Source organism: Streptomyces sp. NPDC100445 (assembly GCF_044759735.1).
Lineage (GTDB): Bacteria > Actinomycetota > Actinomycetes > Streptomycetales > Streptomycetaceae > Streptomyces.
In genome coordinates this window covers 136,390-160,252 of the sequence record NZ_JBIVZV010000001.1, presented here as the reverse complement: position 1 = coordinate 160,252, position 23,863 = coordinate 136,390, and the positions used below count along the sequence as shown (strand labels likewise).

At 69.2% G+C, this 23,863-nt stretch carries 18 protein-coding genes and 7 pseudogenes; 16 read left to right on the top strand and 9 right to left on the bottom strand.

Features of this window, described 5'->3' with window-relative positions:
• Nucleotides 1-12: 12 nt before the first annotated feature.
• A pseudogene (locus ACIQVT_RS00660) lies at nt 13-132 on the bottom strand (IS481 family transposase); the annotation flags it as partial.
• A gap of 13 nt (nt 133-145) precedes the next feature.
• On the opposite strand from ACIQVT_RS00660, the pseudogene ACIQVT_RS00655 reads away from it, so the two are divergent.
• The 6 genes and pseudogenes from ACIQVT_RS00655 to ACIQVT_RS00630 all read left to right on the top strand — a co-directional run.
• Nucleotides 146-568 (top strand): annotated as a pseudogene (locus tag ACIQVT_RS00655) (IS701 family transposase); the annotation flags it as partial.
• Nucleotides 569-1,000: 432 nt separating this feature from the next.
• Nucleotides 1,001-2,512 (top strand): prenyltransferase/squalene oxidase repeat-containing protein, encoded by a 1,512-nt coding sequence (locus ACIQVT_RS00650; RefSeq protein WP_403745592.1) that lies wholly within the window; start codon nt 1,001-1,003, stop codon nt 2,510-2,512.
• A gap of 29 nt (nt 2,513-2,541) precedes the next feature.
• On the top strand, nt 2,542-3,213 hold the full coding sequence (uppS, locus tag ACIQVT_RS00645) for a polyprenyl diphosphate synthase (protein WP_403745591.1): 672 nt from the start codon (nt 2,542-2,544) through the stop codon (nt 3,211-3,213).
• A complete protein-coding gene (locus ACIQVT_RS00640) occupies nt 3,210-4,196 on the top strand; it encodes a terpene synthase family protein (RefSeq protein WP_403745590.1) in 987 nt (328 codons plus the stop codon). Before uppS ends, ACIQVT_RS00640 begins: the two co-directional genes overlap by 4 nt.
• 35 nt (nt 4,197-4,231) lie before the next feature.
• A complete protein-coding gene (locus ACIQVT_RS00635) occupies nt 4,232-5,614 on the top strand; it encodes a protoporphyrinogen/coproporphyrinogen oxidase (RefSeq protein ID WP_403745589.1) in 1,383 nt (460 codons plus the stop codon).
• Nucleotides 5,615-5,731: 117 nt separating this feature from the next.
• Nucleotides 5,732-5,956 (top strand): annotated as a pseudogene (locus ACIQVT_RS00630) (transposase); the annotation flags it as partial.
• Between the two features lie 50 nt (nt 5,957-6,006).
• Here the strand turns inward: ACIQVT_RS00630 and ACIQVT_RS00625 are convergent.
• Nucleotides 6,007-7,200, bottom strand: a complete 1,194-nt coding sequence (locus ACIQVT_RS00625) for a cytochrome P450 (protein ID WP_403745587.1) — start codon at nt 7,198-7,200, stop codon at nt 6,007-6,009.
• Nucleotides 7,201-8,015: 815 nt separating this feature from the next.
• The gene (locus ACIQVT_RS00620; protein ID WP_403745585.1) at nt 8,016-8,327 is read right to left on the bottom strand and encodes a hypothetical protein; all 312 of its coding nucleotides are present in this window, start codon (nt 8,325-8,327) and stop codon (nt 8,016-8,018) included.
• 253 nt (nt 8,328-8,580) lie between these two features.
• Here ACIQVT_RS00620 and ACIQVT_RS00615 point away from each other — a divergent pair, with 253 nt between their 5' ends.
• The gene (locus ACIQVT_RS00615) at nt 8,581-8,865 is read left to right on the top strand and encodes a hypothetical protein (RefSeq protein ID WP_403745583.1); all 285 of its coding nucleotides are present in this window, start codon (nt 8,581-8,583) and stop codon (nt 8,863-8,865) included.
• A 114-nt stretch (nt 8,866-8,979) separates the two neighbouring features.
• Entirely contained in the window at nt 8,980-9,210 is a 231-nt protein-coding gene (locus ACIQVT_RS00610; RefSeq protein WP_403745581.1) for a hypothetical protein, read from the top strand.
• 967 nt (nt 9,211-10,177) lie between these two features.
• On the opposite strand, the pseudogene ACIQVT_RS00605 reads toward ACIQVT_RS00610, so the two are convergent.
• A pseudogene (locus tag ACIQVT_RS00605) lies at nt 10,178-10,296 on the bottom strand (IS5/IS1182 family transposase); the annotation flags it as partial.
• A gap of 137 nt (nt 10,297-10,433) precedes the next feature.
• Between ACIQVT_RS00605 and ACIQVT_RS00600 the strand changes: the two are divergent.
• From ACIQVT_RS00600 to ACIQVT_RS00590, 3 genes and pseudogenes are all read left to right on the top strand, one after another.
• On the top strand, nt 10,434-11,732 hold the full coding sequence (locus tag ACIQVT_RS00600; protein ID WP_403745579.1) for a hypothetical protein: 1,299 nt from the start codon (nt 10,434-10,436) through the stop codon (nt 11,730-11,732).
• Between the two features lie 445 nt (nt 11,733-12,177).
• On the top strand, nt 12,178-13,002 hold the full coding sequence (locus tag ACIQVT_RS00595) for a ZIP family metal transporter (protein ID WP_403745578.1): 825 nt from the start codon (nt 12,178-12,180) through the stop codon (nt 13,000-13,002).
• A 327-nt stretch (nt 13,003-13,329) separates the two neighbouring features.
• Nucleotides 13,330-13,794 (top strand): annotated as a pseudogene (locus tag ACIQVT_RS00590) (transposase); the annotation flags it as partial.
• An 11-nt stretch (nt 13,795-13,805) separates the two neighbouring features.
• On the opposite strand, the gene ACIQVT_RS00585 reads toward ACIQVT_RS00590, so the two are convergent.
• Nucleotides 13,806-14,804, bottom strand: coding sequence for a GlxA family transcriptional regulator (locus tag ACIQVT_RS00585; RefSeq protein ID WP_403745577.1), 999 nt, complete (start codon nt 14,802-14,804; stop codon nt 13,806-13,808).
• Between the two features lie 157 nt (nt 14,805-14,961).
• Here ACIQVT_RS00585 and ACIQVT_RS00580 point away from each other — a divergent pair, with 157 nt between their 5' ends.
• The 4 genes and pseudogenes from ACIQVT_RS00580 to ACIQVT_RS00565 form a co-directional block, all read left to right on the top strand.
• Nucleotides 14,962-15,546: an isochorismatase family protein gene (locus ACIQVT_RS00580; RefSeq protein WP_403745576.1), complete on the top strand. Its 585-nt coding sequence runs from the start codon at nt 14,962-14,964 to the stop codon at nt 15,544-15,546.
• Complete coding sequence (locus tag ACIQVT_RS00575) at nt 15,546-16,262, top strand: cysteine hydrolase family protein (protein ID WP_403745574.1); 717 nt, start codon at nt 15,546-15,548, stop codon at nt 16,260-16,262. Before ACIQVT_RS00580 ends, ACIQVT_RS00575 begins: the two co-directional genes overlap by 1 nt.
• 178 nt (nt 16,263-16,440) lie before the next feature.
• Nucleotides 16,441-17,559, top strand: coding sequence for a hypothetical protein (locus ACIQVT_RS00570; RefSeq protein ID WP_403745573.1), 1,119 nt, complete (start codon nt 16,441-16,443; stop codon nt 17,557-17,559).
• A 126-nt stretch (nt 17,560-17,685) separates the two neighbouring features.
• Nucleotides 17,686-17,940: pseudogene (locus tag ACIQVT_RS00565) on the top strand (Ku protein); the annotation flags it as partial.
• A gap of 50 nt (nt 17,941-17,990) precedes the next feature.
• Here the strand turns inward: ACIQVT_RS00565 and ACIQVT_RS00560 are convergent.
• The 3 genes from ACIQVT_RS00560 to ACIQVT_RS00550 all read right to left on the bottom strand — a co-directional run bounded on the left by ACIQVT_RS00560 (nt 17,991) and on the right by ACIQVT_RS00550 (nt 20,479).
• Nucleotides 17,991-18,509 (bottom strand): hypothetical protein, encoded by a 519-nt coding sequence (locus ACIQVT_RS00560; protein WP_403745571.1) that lies wholly within the window; start codon nt 18,507-18,509, stop codon nt 17,991-17,993.
• Between the two features lie 631 nt (nt 18,510-19,140).
• Nucleotides 19,141-19,890, bottom strand: coding sequence for a hypothetical protein (locus ACIQVT_RS00555; RefSeq protein WP_403745570.1), 750 nt, complete (start codon nt 19,888-19,890; stop codon nt 19,141-19,143).
• Between the two features lie 292 nt (nt 19,891-20,182).
• Nucleotides 20,183-20,479, bottom strand: coding sequence for a hypothetical protein (locus ACIQVT_RS00550; protein WP_403745569.1), 297 nt, complete (start codon nt 20,477-20,479; stop codon nt 20,183-20,185).
• A 582-nt stretch (nt 20,480-21,061) separates the two neighbouring features.
• Here ACIQVT_RS00550 and ACIQVT_RS00545 point away from each other — a divergent pair.
• Nucleotides 21,062-21,890: pseudogene (locus tag ACIQVT_RS00545) on the top strand (IS5 family transposase).
• Nucleotides 21,891-21,965: 75 nt separating this feature from the next.
• Here ACIQVT_RS00545 and ACIQVT_RS00540 read toward each other — a convergent pair.
• Complete coding sequence (locus tag ACIQVT_RS00540; protein ID WP_403745567.1) at nt 21,966-23,351, bottom strand: hypothetical protein; 1,386 nt, start codon at nt 23,349-23,351, stop codon at nt 21,966-21,968.
• Nucleotides 23,352-23,863 lie beyond the last annotated feature (512 nt).

Sequence of the window (23,863 nt, the reverse complement as noted above, 5' to 3'; positions counted from 1 at the left end):
CCTCCAGGCGAAGCTCTTGCGGTAGGGCCGCGCGTTGTCGGTCAGTACCCGTTCGATGCGGTCGATGCCCGACGCGGTGAAGAAGGCCGCGGCTCGACGCAGGAAGCCGGCGCAGGTGTCGGCCTTCTCGTCACACCAACTTCATCTTCGACCCCGACCCACCCAGCACCGCTGGGTCATGGCCCGACGCAGCATCTGCGACCCCGAAGACGTGGCCTACTACCTCGCTTACGCGCCCGTCGGTGTCGAGATCGCCGAGCTGACCCGGATCGCCGGCTCCCGCTGGGCGATCGAAGAGTGCTTCCAGGCCGCGAAGAACGAATGCGGCCTGGACGAGGACGAGGTCCGCCGCTATCCCGGCTGGTATCGGCACATCACCCTGGCCATGCTCGCTCATGCCGTCCTGACCGCACTCGCAGCACGACCCCGGGCCGGCGGCGAGGCCGCAAAGGGGGCTGCAGAAACGGATCAGCCCTCGTCCCGCTCACCGTGGCAGAGATCCGGCGGCTCCTGGACGCTCTCCTGCCCCACCCACGAGCCGACCGCGACCCCGTCACCCACGCGCTGAAGTGGTCAGCCTGGAGAAGACACCGCCAAGCCGTCGCCCGCCGCTGCCACTACCGAAAACGCAGCTCAGGACACGACCCGCTGCTGGAGTACTAAGGAGTTCGTACCGGCACCACTACTCCGGCTCCTACGGGTGTATCTACACCTGTCAAGTTCCTCAGCAGGTCACACGGGTGGAGTCAGGGATGGCATGTAAGGCATGTTGCGCCCCCGGCGCCGCCCCATGGCGGACCCTGGTGCGGTCAACCGGCTTGGTGACCCTCGTTCAATTGGCTGGTTTTCCTATGGGGGCGTGTCGGATTTTCTTGGACGGCTCGGGGGCTGGGCAGAGCCTTCTCAGTACTTCGGCACGAGGAGGTGGACTGTGAGGCGGTGGACGACATCCGAGGCGGACCGCTGGCCCGGCGAGCTGTTCCCGGCGGAGGCTAGACAGTTGCGCGAGCGGCTGACGTGGTCGCTGGCGGCGAAGGCGGGGACGGACGGTGCGGTCCGTGACGAGTGCCGCAGCAGGGCCCTGGAATCTGTTCTGGCGCTGCGGCTCTTGGAGCGCACCGGACATGATGCCCGGGCGGCGGAGGCGTTGCGCGGATTTCTGCGCACCCAGCTGCCTGCCATGGGCATGGAGCGGTTCCTGGTCGCAGCGGCGCTGGAGGGCAGAGGGATCGTCGCGGGCGATCTGCTTGTCGGCGAGGTGACCGCTGCGGTCCCCGACTTCACCGCAGTGCGGAAGCGTGCGCTTGTGCACGCGCTTGCGGTGATGGCCGACGAGACGTTCAGGCCCGAGTGGGACGAGACGGCGTTCGACCTATCGGGGCTGCACAGCTGGGCCCGGGTCCAGGTCACCGCGGCGAAGGTGGTCCTGGCCTGTGCGGGTGGGCGTCTCGGTTGTGTCGCTGACGAGGATGTGCGGCTGCTCCTGGACACCCAGCGCCGACCGCATGTGTGGGAGGGCAACGTTCTGATCTATCTGTCGGTGCTGCACGCCCTGTCCCGGCTGCCCGGCACCGGGGCGGTCGTGGCGGAGGGGGTGCACCGGGTGCTGGCGCACCAGCGGGTCGATGGCGGGCTGCCGTTCGTGTCGGACACCGATACCTGGTGCACTGCGACAGCGGGCGTGGCGCTGGCGGCCGCGGGGGCTCCACCGGAGGTGCTGGAGCGGGTGGCTGGCCATCTGGTGCGGTCCCAGCAGCCGGCGGGCGGCTGGTCCTTCACCGATCTGGCGTGCCAAACGGATGTGGACGACACCTCGGTGGCGGTGCAGTTCCTGCACGTGGTCGACGAGGCTCGGTATAGGGAGTCGATCGATGGCGGGCTGCGGTCGCTGGTGGCGGTGGCCGGCTCTGACGGAGGCTTTCCCACCTACGTGGCGGGGGCTCCGTCGGAGGCGTGTATGACCGCGGCCGTCGTCGACGCCCTCAGCGTACGGCCGGAGGCTCACCGGCCCCTGATCGCGGGGGGTCTGCACTATCTGGCGACGCAGCAGCGCGAGGATGGATCGTTCCCGCCGGACTGGAGCAGCAGCCGCCTGCACGCCGTCTTCCGGGTGCTACTGGCATGTGTCCGGCCTGGGGGCAGGCCTGCACCGCAGATTCGGCGCATGGCGGAACGGGCCCACCGGTTCGTGCTTGAGCAGCAGAACGCGGATGGCGGCTGGGGGCAGCAGGCGGGCGAGCCCAGTGATGTCATCAGCACCGCCTATGGGCTGATCGCCGTGTGCGGGCAGGAAGACCCGGTGCCCGCGGCTGCCGCGGCGCGGTTCCTGGCCGCCGCGCAGGACGGGCACGGACTGCGGGAGGTGCGCCCCGACTCGATCGGGCCGAGGCCGTTCGTGTTCACCGTGCCGGTCTTGGCGGACATCTTCACCCTGCTGGCCCTGGGACACCTGGCGGGTCGGACAACCCCGGTTTCGGCGGCCAGCGGTGGCTGGCTGGCGGGGGCTCGGTGAGCGGGCCGGGCGGAGGAATTCCGCGGCATGTGGGCATCGTCCCGGACGGCAACCGGCGCTGGGCCCGCCTCAACGGCGTGCCGGTGGAGGAGGGATACCGGCGGGGTGCGGCCAGGACATTGGAGGTGCTGCGCTGGTGCGAGCAGGCGGGGGTGGAGACGGTGACGGTGTGGGCGCTGTCGCTGGACAACGCCGCCAAGCGGCAGGAACTGCCGGTCATGCTCGACGCCATCAGCGCGCTCACCCAGGCGCTCACCGCCGAGGACATCTGGCGTCTGAACGTCCTCGGAAGCCCCGAGCATCTTGAAGAGCTGGGGCTGTCGGCCCTGTCCGCCCGCACCCGCCGCTGCGGTGAGGCGGCGGATGCCACGGGCGGCCTGCGGGTCAACCTCGCGGTCGCCTACGACGGGCGGGACGAGATCCTGGCCGCCGTACGTGCCCTGCTTGCCCAGAGCGACGCCCAGGCTCTGGAGGGCCTGGACCGTGAGGCGGTCAGCGGACAGCTGGCCCGGTGGGGCCAGCCCGACTGCGATCTGATCGTCCGCGCGTCCGGCGAGCAGCGCCTGTCCGGGTTCCTGCTGTGGCAGAGCGCCGTGGCCGAGCTCTGCTTCAGCCCGCAGCTGTGGCCGGACTTCGACCGGGCATCATTCGACGCGGCGCTCGCGTCCTACGCCACACGGGAGCGGAGGTTCGGCGCATGACCCATCCGCAACTGACCCCGGACGGTGACTTCACCGCGCTCGCCGCCTACGCGCACGAACATCTCCTGCGGCTGTCGCCACCGCCCGCCCGGCCACATCCGGCCGCCCGGGAGCTGGAGAGCGACGTGCGGGAGTGGGCGGCGGGGGCGGGGCTGTGTGCCCAGGGCGGGCAGTGCGCGCTGGAGCGCAGGCGCATCGGCCACCTCGTCGCCTGGTGCATGCCCCACGCGCCGCTTGCCGTGGCCCGGCTCACCACTCACTACCTGGCCTGGGTGTTCCACTTCGACGACACGGTCGCCGAACACCCCGGCCAGCTGGACGCCCACCTGACGTGGGACCTGCCGAGCCTGCTCCACTCCGGGCGCACCCACCCTGACACACCGTCCTGCGTCCATCTGACCTCACTGGCCGCCGTCCGCGCAGAGATCACGAACACCGACGGCGGACAGGAAGTACTGGCGCAGCTCGCCGACGGACTGCGCCGCTACCTGGACGGCTGTGCGAGCGAAGCGCCCTGGCGCACCTCGGGGCAGCCCCCCGCGCTCGACGCCTACCTGCGCCGGCGCACCCACACCTCCGGCGGCCACCCCCTCTACCTGCACTGCCTGGCTCCCGGGATGCCACCGCCCGGTGAACCGCTGCCCACCTGCCTGACCGCCCTGGCCGAACTCGCCTTCCTCCTCGGCGGCCTGGCCAACGACCTCCTGGGCCACGCCGCCGAACACCGCCAGGGCGACCCCGTCAACGCCGTCACCGTCCTGGCCCACGAATACGGCCTCGCCCTGCCCGACGCCTACCGCGCCACGGTCGTCCTGCACGCCGCGCATAAACACCGCTTCGACTCCGACCAGGCCCGCCTGCGCGCCGACCCCGCCCTCACCTCGGCCCAGCGGCACCTGGCCGCCGCGATCGGCGGCTGGGCCGAGGGAAGCGCCGCAGCGATCGAACCCTACTTCCAGCACCTGCTGGCCACCCGCCCCTGAAGGAGCCCGCCATCCCTACGCCCGCCCCCGCGACGGTGATCGTTGTCGGTGCCGGCATCGCCGGCCTCACCGCCGCCTGGCGCCTGAAGCAAGCCGGACTCACCGTCCGCGTCCTGGAAGCCGACGCCGTCCCCGGCGGACGCATGCAGACCCTCGACCACGACGGATTCCGTATCGAAACCGGCGCTAGCATCCTGGGACGCAACTACACAGGGATGCTCCGCCTCATCGGCGAACTCGGCCTCGCCCACAACTACGGTCCCTCCAACACCCTGTGCGGCTTCGAGCGCGACCGCACCGTCCACCGCCTGCGCACCGACTCCCGCACCGACCTGCTGCGCACCCGTCTGCTCAGTCCTCGCACCAAGGCCGCCCTCCTGCGGGCCCTGCCGACCTTCCTCGCCCACCGGAGGCGGCTCGACTGGGACACCATGGACCAGAACACCTACCTGGACACCCTCAGCGCCACCCAGTACGCCCGCCGCCGACTCACTCAGGAGGCCATCGACCACCTGTGCGAACCGCTCTTCGGTGGTGGCATCGTCCTGGCCTCACCGGACCAGCTGGCTGCCGCCGACATGCTCTTCTACACCGCCAAACTCCTCGTCCCGCACTTCAACAGCCCGCAAGGCGCCGGACTGCTCACCCGCACCCTGGCCAAGCGCGTTCCCGTGGAACTCGACGCACAGGTCACCGCGGTGCGCCCAGGACCGGACGGAGTCACCGTCACCTGGAAGCAGCCCGGACAGGGCGAGCGCACCGAGGAGGCCGAGGCCGCGGTCATCGCCGTTCCCGCGCCCCAAGTCCCCGGCCTCATGCCCGACCTCGACGCCGCAGACCGCCACTACCTCACCTCCATCCCCTACTCCCGAGCCCTGATCATCTCCCTCGGCCTCGAACGCCCGCCCCCGGAGAAAGCCTTCGCGCTCTTCCTCTCCCAGCGGGCCCACCCCGCCCTGGTCGGCATCGAGCTGCACCACAACAAGATCCCCGGACGTGTCGACGACGGCCGCGGCCTGATCACCCTCCACCCCCGCCAGGAATTCACCGACCGCTGGTGGGACGCCGACGACACCAGCGTCACCCAACAGGCCATCACCGCCGCCGCAGCCGTCTTCCCCGACCTCCACCGCACCGTCCTGACAAGCCACATCAACCGCCGCGACCCCGCCCTCGTCGTCCGCCCACCCGGCGGCTACGCAGCCCTGCGCGCCTTCAACACCCGCCGCCGCACCCAAGACCCCCGCATCCAGCTCGCCGGCGACTACTTCGGCCCCTCCAGCACCTACGGCGCCCTCCGCTCCGGCGAACATGCCGCCACACGCCTCCTCCGCCACCTCACCCACACCAATGACCCCAGCCGCCCCGGGCACCGACTGACAGGCGCAGCAGGAAACCCTCCGAGCAACCGCCCGTGACCGCGCCACCACCGCGACTCCTGACCAATTGCTCTGTGGTTCCACGCGAGGCCGGCGGCTCGCTGTCAGGGAGCATTCCCGGTTCTGATCATGCCGCGCAGGCTCTCCCGGGCGCCGGTGACACCGCCGAGAAGACCCCGGCCGGGAGCACTGCCCGGCAGAGTCGAACAGTGGGAACGCGACCGCCACGGCCACTCATCCGGCCGCATCACCGTCGAACACGCCCTCGCCGACCACAAACGCTGGAAGCAACTGACCCGCTGGACCCATCGCCGCGACCGCCTGCCCGACACCTACCGCGCCATCGCCGGCCTCGTCTCCGACCGCACGGCCAACACCTGAAGACGGCCGTGAGCAAGAACACACCTCACCCGCTATCACGCTCCAACTCGTTAGTGGAGCTTCACGGGGAAGGCAGTGCACAGGCGCTGGGTGGTGTAGGTGCTCCAGGCTGGCTCGCCCGCAAGGCTCAGGCGCGGCACCCGGGAGGCGAGGGCGGTGACCGCGGCACCGACCTCGATGCTGGCGAACTGTTTGGCGATGCAGGTGTGCGGGCCGCGGCTGAAGGCGACGTGGCGGAAGCCGTCGTCCCGGCTCGGGTCGAAGACCTCTGCGTTGGGCCACGCCATTTCGTCGCGGTTGATCGCCGCGAGGAGGAAGCGGATGGGAGCTTGCGCCGGGAGGGTCACATCGCCCACGGTCAGCTCGCGTCGCGTGGTGAGATTGGCCGAGTTGATGACGTGTGCGCTGCGGTAGCGCAACGCCTCGTCGACCCATGCCTTCGGGTCCGCCAGCAGCGCACCCTTGGTCTGCGGTTCCTCGATGAGGGTCAGGAGAGCCAGGTCCATGGCGGCCAGCGGCGAGTTGTATGACCCGAACCACATGAGCCAGCACAGGTGGACCACATCGTCGGCCAGGGAGCCGTCGGCGGCCTCCACGATGCGATCGAAAGCCCCGCCGGGGCGGAACCGCCGGTGTCGGACGGCATCCTCCAGGTATGCGTAGAGGAAGCGCGAGGCGTCGTCGGCGTCCCTCAGTCCTTCCGGATCCGTCTTGGGGTAGAGCGCCTTGAACATGCGGCTCGGCAGCGCGGCCAGCATGTCGAAGTCCTCCTCGGGGAGACCGAAGAAGATGCGGGCGGCCTCCTGCGAGAACGGGTAGGAGAACTCCGCGTTCAAGTCGGCGCTGCCGTCCCTCTTCAGGGTGCGGACCAGCCGGTCGGCCAGCTCATCGGCTGCGCGCTGCATTTGCCTGCCGGTCTCCAGCAGGAATCCGCGTCGGAAAGCCTCGCCGCCCACGCGGCGCAGGTCGGTGTGACGCGGTGGCACCGTCTTGATGATCGTCCGGTTGAACAGGCGCAGTGTGTCGGATTGCTCGTCGTCTTCCAGGTTGTCGCGGACGTCCGGGCTTCCCAGGAGTGCGGAGTGCTCGTAGGTGGAGACGTAGGCGATGCCGTCGGGGTTGACGTATACGGGGTGATGTGACCGCAGCCACCGGTAGAAGGGGTACGGGTCGGCGGAGTTCTGAGAGTGGGCGAGGGTGTCGAACAGGTCGAAGTCGGATGATAGGGGTAGCGCCTGATTCACGAATTGCCCTTCATGGTCACATGAGTGGTTCGGTCAGCCGTGATGTGCGTAAGCATTAGCGTTCTGGCTTTTGGGGCGTTGGCGACATGGAGGGTTGGTGTGGTCTCCGGCGCGCTGCTACGGATGACGCGGGGGCGCTTGCGCAGGTACTCGGATCCGCTTCACCGCCAGTGCGGTTCGCGGGGTCGTTGAGGGTGGCGTTGGCGGTGAGGTAGGCGAGGAGTCGCTGGTAGGAGCCGTTCCGGTCGGGTTCCAGGGACCGCGGCTCGTGCAGCGCTTCCAGCTTCGCTGCGTACCTGAGCCGGAGCACCTGACCGCCGTCGAGTACTGAGCAGCGTCTGGCCTGCCCCGATCTTGCGGGCCTGTTCGAGTTCCGTCTGACAGATCCGGTGCGTCGTCGTGAGCACCTCCGCAACACGCTCGGCGGCGACGAACGACACGCCGTCCTCGTTGCCGAAGACAGTGTCGTCCATCCGGGCGGCCTCCGAGCGCACCGCCTCGCGACGCTGCCGGCCTTTCGCCGTCAGCCCGCCCCAATCCGCATATCGCATACCTACGGCATAGCGTGCAGGTGACCGTCAATGAGCTACGCGAACAGGCCAATCACCCCGAAGCGCCGAAGTCGGTGACGGCGTTAACGGTCTGCTGGGAAGCCGACAGCTCCGCCGCCGGAGGGCCGCGACCCGTGGTCTTGGACGCTGAGCTGGTCGTCGTCCAGGACGGGCGGCTCGACTTCGGTGCGTTGCAGGCGCGAGCGCGGCGCCGTGGCCGGGGCGCCGCTGCGGCGGCGGTGGAGCGGCCGGCGCATCTGATTGTTACCGGGGGTCGAGCCTTACTTGAATGCCGCCGATGGTCGAAGACCACGCTTGACCGCGCTCCAGAACTTTCAAGCCTTCGTCGAGCATTGCGGCCTTCATGGCATCGGTCGATGCCTTCAACACGTTCCGCGGTAGATCGGAGTCAAAGGCCCCCCGTGATCGCTCGTCAGGCGTGATCTGACCATGTCGGTCGATGTCCAGTGTCGGGTCGCCTGTCGGCAAACGACGGCGAGCTGAAGCGGTGACGGGCGCCTTCTGCCGGTGGAAGGCGGCGATGCCGAGCAGGCCGCTGCGGCCGATCTGACTCAAGCGGCCACACGGGTGGCGGGGTAATGCATGCCGGGCGCGTCCGCTGACGGTTACGAAGATCACATCCTGTCCGTGGTCTTCGAAGGGACCTGTTGATGCGTCTGGCCCGTACCGCCCCGAGGGCCGCCGCCTTCGCCGTCCTGCTCGTTTCCGCCTCTGCCCAAGCCTCTGCCTCTGCGGCCGGGCCGGCTGAACGTGGGGTTCCCGGTACGACGGTGACGCTGCCGGTTCGTGACGCCCTTGCCGCCCTCCCGTGCGGGAGGAGGACCGTACCGGGTACGAGCGCAGCAAGTTCGGGGGCTGGGTCGACGCCGACCGCGACGGCTGCAACACCCGCGCCGAGGTGCTCGAGGCCGAAGCCGTCATGGCCCCGACACAGGGCCCGCGCTGTGCCCTGAGCGGGGGTGAGTGGTACTCGCCCTACGACGACCGCTACATCCAGGGGCGGAGCGGTGTGGACATCGACCACCTGGTCCCGCTCGCCGAGGCAAGGGACTCCGGCGCCTCCGCCTGGACGGCGAAGGAACGCGAGACGTAAGTACGCCAACGACCTCGGTGACGACCGCTCGCTGATCGCGGTGTCGGCGGCTTCGAGGGCGCCGGGTGGGAGGAGATCGTCGAGGTCTCGCTGCACTCGGTATCCGGAGAACTGATGGTGCGCGGCCTGATGGCCGACCTCGACGAGGACCTGCCCGCGCTGTCCTTCGACGGCCCCGGCGACTACCGGCTGCGCATCCACGCACGCGGCCGGGACACCGCCATCGACCTCGCCCCGGACGACGTCACCGAGTGGTACCTCATCCAGGTATGGCCCACACCGCCCCAGCAGGCCGCGGCGCTGCGCCAGACCGACAGCTACGGCGCATCCGTCCGAGCAGAGTGATCACGGGCGGAACGCAGTTGTGGGCGAGGTGAGCCCCGGATGCCCGGGGCTCACCTCGCCCATGGCGCTGGTCCCTTGGCCCGACTACCACATCCGGTCACCGCTCCCGCAGGCCAGCAGCGTCGCTTTATCCCAGGCCGTGAGTGCGGGCCGCGATGGAGTCGCACCGGAACGGCAGCGGCGACGAGAAGGTAGAGCGGCATCATCGTCCTCGCTGGAGTCTCCGCTGACACTTGGTAGCCGCTCCTCCTAGTGACCGGCCTCGCCCCGAAGTGGGGGCCGGGCCGGAGGCGATCAGGATGCGTCGGGTCCATCACCGGTTCGCTTGGCCTTGGGGCGCAGCAGCGCGCAACGCCGCCGGGCTCCTACGCTCGCCGGGGGCTGGCTCCCTGATCCTCGGCGAGGCCCGCGGCCACGACCTAATCCGCATGCTTTCCACTCGGGCGCCGATGTTCGGACCTACCGCCTGAACGGGTGGTGCCGCTGCCGGTTCCCGGGCGGGGTGCCCGGTGGAGCGGTTACGAAGACCACGGCCCTGTCCGTGTTCTTCGAGAGGCCTCCGCCGTGCGTCTTGTCCGTGCCGCCGCGGCGGCCGCCGCCGTACTGGCCGCCCTCCTCACCCCACCGCCGGGCACGCCGTACCGGCCGGCGCCGTGTCTCCCCGGCCCGCACGGTGTCCATGTGGTGCGGCTGCGCCGTACTCAACCAGCCGGAGGGGTGGGGCCGGCGGTGCCTCCTCGCCTCGGCGCTGTGCGGCCTCGCGCTCCGCGGCTGCGCTCCATTGCAGAAGACGGCGGCGAACCGTGTCGTACGCCGAAGGCCGGAGTTGTCTTCGCACGTAACGTCCACGCCCGCAGCGATGCGAGACTGACGGCTGGCTGGCAGGGTTCGGCGGTTTGACGCAGAACATGACAGTCAGTCGTAGCGCGGGTCAGACCACCGCCGGGACAGCACCGCCATCCTCGCAGTCGTAGCGGGTCGCGATGCCGCGCCACTGCTTCAGACGGTTGGAGCACCGTTCCACCACGATGCGCTGTTCGTAGAGCGGCTGACCCCGAAGACCGGCGGGCGCCCGCCCCGGATGCCGCCACGGCGGGCAGCACACGATCACCTCGCTGCTTAGCGGCTGGCGTGTGAGCTAGGACACCGGGGCCGAGAGTACGAGGCCGCAAGCCACGCCGCTACACTGGCGTCTACAAGGCTGTAGTCGCTAGTGTCGCGGCATGACAACTCCCACGACTGCCGTGACCGCACAAGGTGCCATGGGCAGCCGCCTGCTCAACAAGGTGCCCGAGGTCACGGTCTGGTTCTGGATCATCAAGATCCTCTGCACGACCGTCGGCGAGAGTCTCGCCGACTACATCAACACCACGCTGGGCTTCGGCCTGACCAACACCATGTTGTTGTTCACCGCAGTCTTCGCGGTCGTGCTGACCATCCAGTTCCGTACCAAGCGCTACAACCCGTTCCCGTACTGGCTCACCGTGGTCGTGGTCAGCGTCACCGGCACCCTCTACACCGACATGCTCACCGATCAGCAACACGTCCCGCTGTGGCTGAGCTCGACTGTGTTCTCGGTCCTGCTGGCCCTCGTCTTCGGTGTCTGGTGGCTGCGTGAGCGGACCCTGTCGATCCACAGCATCACGACCTTCCCACGTGAGGCTTTCTACTGGCTGGCAGTCCTGGTGACGTTCGCGCTGGGCACCGCCACCGGTGACTGGACGCTGGAGCTGACCAACTGGACGCCCGCGCAGTCGGTGTTCGTGCCCTTGGGTCTCATCGCGTCGATCACCGCACTGTGGAAGTTCGGCGCCAACCCGGTCCTCTCGTTCTGGCTGGCCTACATCCTCACCCGTCCACTCGGCGCCAACATCGGTGACTGGCTCGCCTCCCCGAAGGTCGCAACCAGCCCCGGCGAGCCCGTCGGACTCGGCCTGGGCACCTTCACCACCAGCCTGATCTTCCTCGGCGCCATCCTGGCGACGGTCATCTACCTGTCGGTCAGCCGCAGGGACGTCGCCGAGGCCCACGAAACGACCCACGAGCAGTCGGTCACCACCGACGCGCGCAAGGAGCGCATCGCACTGGGAGCCTTCGGCCTGATCGCCGCCGCCACTGTCGCCCTGATGATCTGGGCCCACAACCAGCCCCACGTCACCTGCGACCCGACCGGTCAGAGCGAGACGATGCCGGCTTGCCCGAAGGCAGCCCTGAGCAGCAGCCAGACGGCCGCAGCGGTGGCGAAGTATCAGAAGCTTACGCAGACGGCGATCGCTCAGGACCAGGCCGGGACGGCCGCGGCCTCCCATGCCACCGTGCAGAAGATGCGCGATGACTGGGACGCCGACGCCACCTCCCTACAGGCGGTGAACAAGACGACCTGGACCCTGCTCGACAACCAGATGGATGCGGTCCTCAAGGCGTACGCCATCGACCACGGCAACATCCAGCCGGCTCCAGCCGCCGAGCAGAAGCAGCAACTCAACGTCCTGCTCGGCGACCTCAAGCGCCACCGCTTCTGAGTGGGCACCTGCCCCAACGGGTACCCGCCAGGCCGGGCATGGACTCATCACCTGTCGGCAAGATCCACGGCCGCGCCTTGCGCGCGGCCGCCGACGACCGGTCCGGTCGCTGAGCCCTTGCAGTGGCCACAGGTGGGGCGAGGTCGGACGGCCGTCGGCGAGCGTCCCGCACCCGGTCGCCCCGCCCCGACCGTGCGGCCGCGTCCTTCGGTACCGGCGGCCCGTTCGACGCCGCTCTCCGCGTGCTGTCCCGACAGGCTGGTGACGCCCGGCTGGTGGGTGGCCGCACCCTGGCGAGCGCGTCGCCCGTGACCACGACAGCCCCCGACGCGAGAACCGCAAGCCCATCAGTCGGCACACCCTTCACCCGTCCACTTGTTAGGTGAGCCTTAGCTGCTCTAGGGTCGCTCGCGTTGACCCCCCGTCCCTTGCTCGGAGCACCCGCATGTCCTCGTCCCAGATCGCCCTGCTCGGCGCGATAGCCGGCTTCACCATCTACCTCGGCTTGCCGATCGGACGACTCACCAACCCTGCCCCCAGGCTGAGGGCAGGTCTCAACGCCGTTGCCATCGGCATCCTCGTCTTCCTGGTCTGGGACGTACTCAGCGCCGCCTGGGAACCGACCGACGCCGCGCTGAGCGACCACCACTGGGGAACCGCGATCAGCGGCGGAGCTGTCCTGGCCATCGGACTGGCAGCGGGACTGGCCGGGCTCGTCCACTGGGACCGAGTCATGGCACACCGGCAGGCCTCCAAGCTGTCAGAGGGCCCTGGCGCCGCCGTCGCCACCGAACTGGCCCCGCCCACACGCTCAACGGCGTCCGGGCTCGCCCTGATGATCGCCACAGGCATCGGCCTGCACAACTTCGCCGAGGGGTTGGCGATCGGGAACTCCGCCGCCACCGGCGAGATCTCCCTGGCCGTCCTGCTCATCATCGGATTCGGCCTGCACAATGCCACCGAAGGCTTCGGCATCGTCGCGCCGCTCGCTTCCCACGGCGAGCGCCCGTCCTGGGGCCGCCTCGGCCTGCTCGGTCTCATCGGCGGCGGCCCCACCTTCGCCGGCACCCTGGTCGGCCAGCACCTGGTCAACGACACCCTGTCCATCGCCTTCCTCGGGCTCGCCGCCGGTTCCATCCTCTACGTCGTCATCGAGCTGCTGGCTGTCGCCCGCCGCGCCGCCATGAAGGAACTGACCACGTGGATGATCCTGCTCGGCCTTCTCCTCGGTTTCGCCACCGACGCCGTGGTCACCGCCGCCGGAGTGTGACCGGCCCACCTCCTCACGCTTCGGTGATCCCTCCTGCGACGCCGAGGCCATGCTCGTCCTCGCGCAGGTCATCGCGGCCTGGCACCCCGCCATAGCCTGCTCGTCCCGTCCTGTGTTCCACCGGGACGTCGGCAGCACGCGATGATCACTAGAGGTCGTTTCCTCCCGCTCGTCGGCGCGAAAGGAGGTCCACTGCGGACCGTATCTTTGTGAATCTTGAAGAGGTCACGTCGGCGGCCGTCCGTGTATGCCTCGGCCAGGGCAGGCCGGGTCACGGGACGTGGCGCGGGGACCGTGCCGGGGAAGGGCGAATGTCACGGGCGTCGCTGCCACGTCTACGGCCGGGCGGAGTCCGCCTCCCAGTTCATTCCGGGCTGGCCGTACTCCTTCGTCGCCGTCCTCGAACCGGGAGCTACCTCGTGGACGTCGGTCCTGGACGTGGTCCGGCTCGGACCCGAAGATGATGCGACCGCCGTCACCATTGCCCAACTCCGCGCCGTGGCCGAGCGGCTCCTCTCAGCCGGCCAGTGGGCGCCCGGCGATCCGGGCATCACGATCGTCATGGACGCGGGTTACGAGGTCACCCGCCTGGCCTGGGTCCTGCGGGATCTTCCTGTCGAACTGGTCGGGCGAATCCGCAGAGACCGGGTGATGCGGCTGCCGAAGCCCTCGCTCAAGGAGTACGCCCTGGCCTATTCCCAGGGCGGACGACCGCCGAAGCACGGCAAGGAGTTCCGCTTCGCCAACCCCGAGACCTGGCCCGAGGCGGCGGTCACCACCGTCACCGACACCACCACCCCGGTTCACGGCCCCAGCGGCACCCGGAATCGCCGCCGGTATTCCGTCGGTGTCGTGTTCAGGCGGCGACGGAAGGCCCGTACCAGCGTGTCCGTCGTCCCGAACCCGCACAGCGTGGCGACGCGTTCCACCGTGGCGTCGGACGACTCCAGCTCGTGGCGGGCCTTCTCCACCCGGACCGACTCGATGTAGGCGTGAGGCGTCGTGCCCAGTTCCGTCTTGAAGAGCCGGGTCAGGTGCCGGTCGCTGACGTGGGCGTACGCGGCGAGGTCCACGACGGTGAGCGGCTCGCCGATGTGCCGCAGGATGTGGTGGCGCAGGTCCTCGATGCGCCGCGTCGTCGACACCTGCTCCAGCGGCACGCTGAATTGGCTCTGGCCGCTGGGCCGTTTCAGGTACATCACCAGTTGCCGCGCGACCCGCAGCGCGACCGCCTCACCGAGGTCGTCGGCGATCAGCGCGAGCGAGAGGTCGAGGCAGGCGCTGATCCCGACCCCCGTCCACACGTTCCCCTCGCGGATGAAGATGGGGTCGGCGTCGACCTCCACGGCCGGGTGGTCCGCGGCGAGTTGCTGCGCGGTCGACCAGTGCGTCGTGGCGCGCTTGCCGTCGAGCAGCCCGGCGGCCGCGAGCAGATGCGCCCCGACACAGACCGACGTGATCCGGTGCGTACGCCCTGCCAGCACCCGCACCCACTCCACAAGGCGCGGGTCGACGAGCGGGTGGACGCGGCGCTCCTCGTCGAGCTCCACCGCCCCCGGCACGATGAGGGTGTCGATGCTGCCCGCGGCGGCCCGCGCGAAGGTGATGTCGGGCAGGATGCGCACCCCCGCGCCCGTGGTGACGGGGTCCAGGGTCTCGGCCGCGAGCAGCACCCGGTACCCCGCCGCCTCCTCGGTCTCGCGCAGCGCCAGCGAGAACACCTCCGGCGGCCCGGTGACGTCGAGCAGGTCGACTCCCTCGAAGAGCACGATCACGATGGTTGGTCCGGCGGTCTCCGGCACGCGCTTCCCCCTCCATGGCTGACCGACAACAGGCATGTCGGTTTCTGCATGTTAGACGTCATTGTCGACGTCACGGCGGGGTCATAGCTTTGTGGACGTGGCCCGGCGATCTTCCCGGACCGCGTCTCCCACCCGGATTTCCGAAGGCGGTACACCCATGTCCCGAACCACGCTGCGCGAGCTGAACGGCTTCGACGAGACCCCCGCGACGCTGGCCGGCTCGACCCTGATCCTCATCGACTTCCAGAACACCTACACCCAGGGCGTCATGGAGCTCGACGGCTGGGAGGCGTCCCTGGACGCCGCCGCGCAGCTCCTCGCCCGGGCCCGGGAGGCGGGTACCAAGGTTGTGCACGTCATCAACGACGGCGGCGAGGGCACCCCGTACGACATCCGCACCGAGATCGGGCAGATCCACCCCAAGGTCGCGCCGGTCGACGGGGAGCCCGTCGTCGTCAAGCAGGTCCCGAACGCCTTCGTCGGCACGGACCTCGCCGACCATCTCACCGCCGGCCAGGACGTCGTCGTCGCCGGCTGGATGACGCACATGTGCGTGGCGTTCACGGCGCAGGGCGCCTTCCTCGCCGGCCACCGGCCCACCGTCGTCGCCGAGGCCAGCGCCACCCGCCCGCTCCCGGTCGCGGGCACCGAGGTCCCCGCCGAGCAGGTGCACCAGGGTGCCCTCGCCACCGTCGCCGACCTGTACGGCGTCGTCGTCCTGTCGCAGAAGGAGATCGTCTGATGAAGCTGCTCCGATCCGCCGCCGCCCTGGGCGCCGGCGCCGTCCTCGCGGCCACCCTGACCGCGTGCGGCGGCAGCTCCGAGGCCGTCACCCGCACCGGCGGCGGCGAGCAGCGGCACGAGAAGAACTACGCACGGGACACGACGACGCTGCGGCAGCTGACGAAGGCGGACGAGACGCCGGCGAAACTCTCGGACGCCACGCTCGTCCTCGTCGACTACCAGAACGTCTACACCGGCGGCGCGATGGAGCTGACCGGCTGGCGCGCGGCCGTCGAGAACACCAAGGCCCTCCTCGACCGGGCCCGCAAGGCCCACACCCCGGTCGTCCACATCGTCGAGAAGGGGTACGACCTCTCGTCGAAGGCCGGCCAGATCATCCCGGCGCTCAAGCCGGCCAAGGGCGAGACCGTCGTGGAGAAGGCCGTCCCCAACGGCTTCCACGAGACGAACCTCGACGCCGTGCTCAAGAAGACCGGCCGCAAGAACGTCATCATCTCCGGCTTCATGACGCACATGTGCACCCTGTTCACCACCGAGGGCGCCGTCTACCACGGCTACGCCCCGACCGTCGTCGGCGACGCCTCCGCCACCCGCCCGCTCCCGGTACGCGGCAACCCCCTGGGCATCCCGGCGCGGCAGGTGCACGAGTCCGCGCTCGCCACGATCCAGGACCGGTTCGGCGTCGTCGTGCCCAAGCAGCGCGACATCAAGTGACGTAACCCCACCGGGGAGACAGGCGCCCAGGGTCCGGACGCCCCTCTCCGCTCCCACGCACCACCGCAACTCCACCCCCCTAATCCCCCCCATCCCCCCCAAAAGAGGTCCCCCCCATGAACGAGATCCCCCCGCGCCCCAAGAAACCGAACCTCACATCCCCAGGGAGAGAACGAAGATGGCTACGCGCAGAGGATTCATAGGCGGCGCCACCGGCATCGGCACCGCCGCCCTGATCGGCTACTCGACGGTGCCGAGCGCCGCGGCCGCGGACGCGACGGCCACGGTCACCCAGACCCAGGCGCGCGAGTCGCTCTTCGCGGTCAACGCGGGCATGCGGGCCAACTACGCCACGCTGAAGGCCGAGTTGATCAAACACCTCGCCCCGGTCGTCGTGGTCCAGAACGACGCCAAGGGCGGTCGCTTCACCCTCGTGACCCAGGACGGACAGGAGTCCGCCAACCCCGTGCCGCAGACGTTCGAGCTGGCAAAGTCCATTGCACACGTCCCCCTCGGCATCTTCTCGGTGATCGCCTCCTACCTGGCGGACAAGATCCCGAACCTGCCCAACGCCAACCGCATCGACCCGCACGACCTGGTCCTGGTCGCGTTCAACGACGAGGCGTCCACCGCCTGGATCGAGCCTCTCAAGGCCTACGCCGCCAAGCTCACCACCGCGCGCGCCAACCTCGCCGCGGCGGCGCTGCCCGCCGCGCTGACCACGTCCTGCGCGGCGATCCTCGACGGCGGCCTGAAGTTCATCAACGCCTCGGTCGCCGAGAAGCACTTCGACATGAAGTCCTTCGAAGACTTCTCCGGGAGCGTCTACCCGGCCATCCGTACCAACATGGAGCACGCCTCGCAGGCCCAGATCAAGGGCGTGCGGGAGATCATGAAGACCTGGCGCGCCAAGGTCGGCGAGGCGGCGTGGGCCGATCTCTACTGCGTGGTGCTCTCCCAGTGGACGACCAGCGTCCTGAACCAGAACACCATCATCCTCAAGGACTGCATGAACGCGGCGAAGGTTTCCACGCACCTCATCGACCTGCCCGGCCTGGAGCCGCCGACCGATCCGGTCTTCACCGCGCTCGACAACCTCGCCCGCATCGTCCAGGACAACATCGCCGCCGAGCTGGTCTTCCCGAAGGACACGACGGTCGCCGATGCCCTCAAGGGCCAGCAGGACCTGCTCTCCGACGAGATCCTCAAGCAGCTCGGCAGCAACACGGTGACGGCCCCCGCGGCCCCCTCCTACAACACGGTCGCCGCCGCGGGGGTGTGCCCGGTCCCGCACTGACCCCCGCGGAAGCCGCTCGCGCCCTGCGGTGCACCACGAAGGGCGCGAGCGGCTGGTCAGCCGCTCGAAACGCGGGCGCGCGTGGCGGTAGAGGTCAGGGCGCGCCACCGCTGACCAAGCTCCCCGGTGCCCTCATGCGGCCGTGGCTGTCCTCCCGGATGCGAGGGGAGCCACGGCCGCCGACGCTGGAACCATGAGGGCCACCGCTACCTGGTCGGGCACCATCGCCTTCGGGTGGTCTCGATTCCGGTCCAGCTCTACGCGGCTACCGAAGAGCACACCGCGCGGCTCCATGAGATCCGCACCGCTGACGGCAGCCGTGTCCAGCACCGCCGCTTCTGTGCTGCGGAGGGCCGCGAGGTCCCCTATTCCGAGGTCGGGCGCGGTGTAGCCCTCCCGACGGCCGCATGCTGCCGCTTCCGAAGACGACCTCACCCGCCCTCCCGCGCCCGGTCCACCACGGACGGCCACCGCACCCGCTCACGCGCCATACCGGTACATGGACCCCTCGCTGCCCTGCGACTTCGATTCAAGTTATCCACAGGGCTGGCCCCAGGACGGGTGGCGGTGGACCGGACCGGCAGCCGCAGCGCGTCCTGCACCTGCGCGCCCGGGTGCTCGGCGGCAAACGCCGCCGCCTCGTCGGCGTCCTGGAACGACTCCAGCACGTTGCCGTCCACGATGACGTCCAGGCGCAGGAACCGCTCCGCCGAGTCGGGGAGCATCTGCCGGGCCAGGAACACCCGCACCGCGCGGATCGTCTTCCGCAGCGACGTCGGATCGGCGGCCTCCAGGTCCTCCAGGTCGACGCCCTTCGCCGCCTGCGCCTCCTGGAGCTCCTCGTAGGCGTCGATGAACTCGGCGCCGTACACCTCGGGGAGGAACTCCAGCTCGTGGGGGCCTACCGCAATGACGTGGGGTTCAGTGTTGGGCGCGATCGTCTTCCGCACGGGTCATGTCCTTGTCTCCCGCTCCGTCGCCCGGCCCTCAACCAGTCAGCACCCATGAGGGTAGTCGCACAGCAGAACGGCCCCGCACCAGCGTGCGGGGCCGTTCCCATGAATCGAGTGGTCGTGCTTACGCGCGCTACGAGAAGACCTGATGGCAAGCGGCGTCGGAACTTCCGGAGAGGTCGGCGACGCTGAGGTTCCCAGTACTACGCAGGCCCGGAAGGGCTTCAGCGGGGCTGGCCAGAGCGACGCAGCACCCACAGCACCACGGCGGCGGGGACACCCAGCCCCAGGACATACGCTCCCACCGCTCCGGGGTTCTCCACGCTCAGATGCTGCCCGCTGGCACGTGCCAGCTCAGCGATGCACCACGTCAGCCCAAGAATTGCGGAGATGAAAACGGCGCCCCACAGCCCCCGTCGTGCCCACACCTCACGTCCCGCAGCGGCCGAGACAAGCATGACCAGCCCTAGCAGCGCGACCAGGTGAGCGGGCCAGTGCCGTGCGGACGCCAACCCTGCCCCGATGATGAACCACAGCCCCGCTACAGCAAGAACGGTCCTCTTCATCACATTTCCCCTGGAGTCAGAGCCTGGGGAACCCGCAGGCTCCCAAGCACATGTCGTGCGACCTACATGCCGTCGGTCTCGTACTCGGTGCCGTCGGCGTGCTGGTAGAAGTGCAGCCACGGGTACCGGTGCATCGACCCGATGTCGAGGTGGGTCGGGTCGTACTTGAAGTTCCCCTTGCGCCACGTCTGGAGAGCGCCGTGAGCGTTACCGTGCCACGAATAGTAGAACGGGCCCTGCGACCCGCTCAGGTCGAGCCCCTCGAAGGACCAGCCCAGGACCTCCGCCCACGTGTAGACCTTGTGGTCGATGATCGGCTGCTCGTACGCGGTGACCGCTTTCCCGTTGTAGCTGTAGTTCTCCCGCATCTGGAAGTAGGCGAAGTGCCGGCCGTCGGCCCCATTGAGCCAGTACACCTGCTTGAGGTACCCGTTCTGCGTCCGGGCTTTGAGCGGGACGGTCTCCGTCGACGTCTTCTCCGCAGCGACGGAGCTGGTCACCTTCGTCACCGTCGTCTCTGTCCCCGCCTCGGGTTCCTGCGTCACCGTCTCCGCCGTCACGCTGACGGGGTAGACGATCCAGCGGCCCGAGGACAGGAGAGCATCGGTGTCGTGGTCGCTGAGGTGGTCGGCATTCGCCGCCGCGAGGAACGTCTTCGACTCCTCATGCTGCCCCGCCTCCGCGCGGCTGAGGGGGACGGGCTGGTGGTTGTCCAGGAGTTCCTGGTAGCTCTCGGCGGGAGGAACGGGAGCGTCCGCTGCGGAGGCCGGTACGGCGGCGGCGGTCATGAGTCCGGCTGCGGCCAACGCCACGGCCGATGTCAGGGCAGAACGAGCGCGTATGCGCATGGAAAAGCAAGTCCCCTCGTTTTTGTTGGTCGGTGGCGCGCCGAAGTCGACCGTATGACCCGGAGATGATCTTGCGCCACGGCTCTGAGGAAGACATGAGGGTGAGAGAACGGTAAGCAGACCTGCTCACCCTGCCACCGCGCATCAGGTGGCGCGGGCCGGTGAGTTGGCGGTCAATGCCTGATCATCGACCCATTCGGAGGGCACGACTCAAGAAGTTGTTCGGCCTGCTGCCAGGATGTCTGACCAGCCGCGTTTAGACGACCTCGCCGCCTACCTCGAACCGGAGGACGCCGTTGCGCCGGCGCGGGCGGATGAGGTGCGGCCTCGTGCCGTTGAGTACGTAGAGCGTGGCTGGGTGGTCGCAGGTGATAACGCCTTCGAGCCCGCGGGGGCCTTGGCCGATGTGCCAGTCGATGTAGCGGCTCATTGTCCCGGGCGCCTCCTGCGCGCCGATCCTCGCGACCCGCTCGGTGCGCTCGCGCAGCTTGCGCTCCACCCGCCCGTTCCGCAGCCGCAGGAACCGGGGGATCCGCCCGGGTTCGATCCTCACCCCAGCACTCATCACGGGCCTTCCACGGGGTCGCAGGGCAGGCACGGCGGCAGCGCAACCGTCACCGTCTGCTCGATGCCGACGCAGCCGCCCTGCGGGCCCACCGTGCGCTGCTGGCCGAGGACGAACCGGCGGCCGCGCCTGCCGGCCGGGGCGGTATGCGGCAGGCAGCACAGCAGCGCGTCGTAGACGGTCAGCGCGTCCGTAGGGGATCGAGGGGGAGGCCAGTTACATGGCGATAGAGGAGTGCAGTGTCGTCGTAGGCCGCTTCTTGCACGGCTTGCGGTCGGTGCTCTGAGGTGCGCAGAGGACCGTTCCGGTCAGAGTGCTTGCCTCCATAGAGCGGTCGCGTGGAACCCCGTCCCACTTCGGCTGTGCCTGCGCCGGGCTGCCACGAGCGCCCCGGAACGAAAGCAGACCAACCCTGCTCAGGGCCCGGAAAATGGAAGGTTTTGGAGTTTCGTTTGTGACGAAAGTAAGTCCCAGTTACGACCTACGGCATGCAGGCGATCTAGAGCGTGTCTCTTTGATGGGTAGATCAGTTGATCGGATGTGCCCGTTCGGTTAGTGATCACTGACGCGATGTGGGACCGGATCGAGCCGTTGATGCCGGCCGATCCGGTCCGTGGACGGCGGTGGGCCGACCACCGTCGGACCCTGGAGGCCATCGCCTGGAAGTACCGCACCTGCTCGCCCTGGCGCGACCTGCCGGAAGAGCTCGGTTCCTTTCGGACCGCGCACAGACGGCTGATCAGGTGGGCCGTGGACGGCACATGGGAACGTCTTCTCGCGGCTGTCCTTGCCGTAGCGGATGCCGCTGACGAGGTGGGCTGGACCGTCTCGGTGGACTCCACCGTCTGCCGCGCTCACCAACATTCGGCCGGAGCGAGGAAGCGCGGGATGCCCGGCCGATTCGAGCCGGAGGATCACGCACTCGGGCGCTCCCGTGGTGGCTTGAGCACGAAGGTCCACCTGACCAGTGACAGCCGGGCACGGCCTCTGTCCATCCACGTCACCGCAGGCCAGGCTGGCGACGCACCGGCCTTCGAGGCGGTCATCCCGGAATCCGAATCCCCCGGGGCGGGCTTGGCAGACCACGAACCCGCCCTGCGATTGTCCTTGCGGATCGCGCCTACTCCTCCCGCGCGATTCGAGTCACCTCCGTCGGCGCGGCATTCGGGCGGTGATCCCGCAGCCCGCGGACCAGGTCGGCCATCGCCTGCGGCGAGGCCGTGCAGGTGGCCGCCCGCCCGCTTTCGATGCCGAGAGGTACAAGGAGCGCAATGCCGTCGAGCGGTGCCTCGCCCGGATCAAGCAGTGGCGGGGCCTCGCGATGCGTACGGACAAGCTCGCCATCGCTTACCGACCCGCTCTTTACCTTGCCGCCATTCTCATCTGGAACCGGTGTTGAGCAGGGCGCCCGAAGGAGCCGTCGCCGCCGGCCCCGTGGGCCGGCGCCCGACGGCTCGACGAGCGGGCGGTGGGGTCAGCTGTCGGAGCGGAGGGCTCCGTGGACGCGGAGGTCGGCCTGCACGGAGACCTGGCCGTCGTCGGTGTGGATGATCCAGGTGTCACCGGCCCGGACGGCGAGGTGTCCGTTGGCGTTGGTTTTCCCCAGGACCCCGAGGTCGCCGCGGACCGCGAGTTTGCCACCGATCCGGGCGTCGCCGACAACGTGGAGTTCGTCCTCGGCGTCGATCGCGCCCTGGACGACCAGCCGCGGCGGGCTGTCCTGGGTCTCCAGCAGGCCCTCGACCGTGAGCCCGCCCTGGAGAGTGAGCCGTTCCCTGACCTGTGCGCGTTCGGTGACCAGGTCGCTCAGGTCGGCGGTGTCGGCGGTGACCGTGCCCCGCTGTCGGTCCCCGCCACCCCGGAAGATGTTCAGGCCGGCGGCCGGGAAATCGATCCACCCGTCGTCGGAGGTGGGACCCTGCACCCACTTGGTGTTGATCCCGTTGAGGCTGGCCTTGTCGGCGGCCACGTCTCCCCAGGTCCGCGAGCCGTCCTTGTACACGCCAATTCCGGAGTCGGTGAAGTCGATCCAGCCCCGGCCGCCGTCCGCGTCCCCCACCCACGGGGTGTTCACGCCGTTGACACGGATCTTGTCCGCCGTGACCACCCCCAGGTCTGTGCCCGGGCCGTGGCCGACCACGATCCCGTCGTCCGGGAACCGCACCCACCCCGAGTCCGTGCCACGGCCCCGCACGGCCGAGGTGAGCACCGACTCCGCGTCGACCTCTCCCGCGTCCACGGTGCCCGGTGCCCCCAGGGAGCCCAGGACCCGCACACCGTCGGCGGTGAACACGATCTGCCCCTGCTGGTTGCCGGTCCCCGTCACGAGCGGGGTGTGGACGGCCTTCGTGACGGTCACCCTCGGGAACTCCGGCTCCTCTACCTGGACGGTGGTGGTGAGGAAGTACCCGGCCTGCCTGCCCAGCTGCGGGGTGGCGATCAACGTGTAGGTCGCGTCCCGCTTGGGTTCGGCACTCGCGGCGGGGGACCAGTTCCAGTGCGGACCGGTCCCCGTGACCGTGTGCCGACCGTCCGGGCCCTCGATCTGGTAGTCGAGGTTGTTCGGGCCATCCCAGAGCAACGTGAGGGTGTCCTGGCCCCGGGTGGGGGTCGCGGCCTCCAGGAACGCCTTCTCAGCACGGAAGTTGCTCGGGACTCGTGCCTCTCGCTTGAGCACGCTCAGCATGACGATGCTGTCCGGCGACATGAAGGCGGTCTCCCGAACCGTCAACCGGGCCAGACCCGGCAGAGTCGAGACCAGAATGTTGTGGAGCCTGATGACCAAGACGTCTTCCGGGCGGACGTTGATCACCGTGGTCTGCGTTGCGACCTCGAAGCTCCCCAGGGTCGGCCTCAACATGGGAAGGGCTGTCCGCCAGCCCCACGATTGTTCGATCACGGTGAAGTCCATTCCCGAAGGATCGGACGTCAGATGTTCCGCATTGGGCCCAAAAGGAATATCAACCGTGAAACCCGTGACGTTCACAGGAACCGGAGACCTGTTGGTGACGGTGAGGTAGACCGTCCCCAACGACTCCTCCCTGCTCCCCGCCCCCGACACCCGCAATTCGCTCGGATCGGTGATTATCTCGTAGTGAAGCTCGGCCACGGCCCACGCCCCCTTACCCGCACGGCGGGCGCTCCCCTCACGGTCGCTGTCCCCACCCGGCCCAGCCCTGTCCCACCGCACCCGGCTCGAAGCCAGCTACGCCGACAACGGCGCAAATGGTCAATTCCATGGCCGATTCCACCGCCTGGAATTCTGCTGCCACGCCACGGGGGCAACCTGACGCACCGCCTCCCCGGGTCCCTCGGGCGAGCAGCCGTGGCATGCCCAAGCGACGGACTCCAGCGTCCGACGGTGATCGGCCG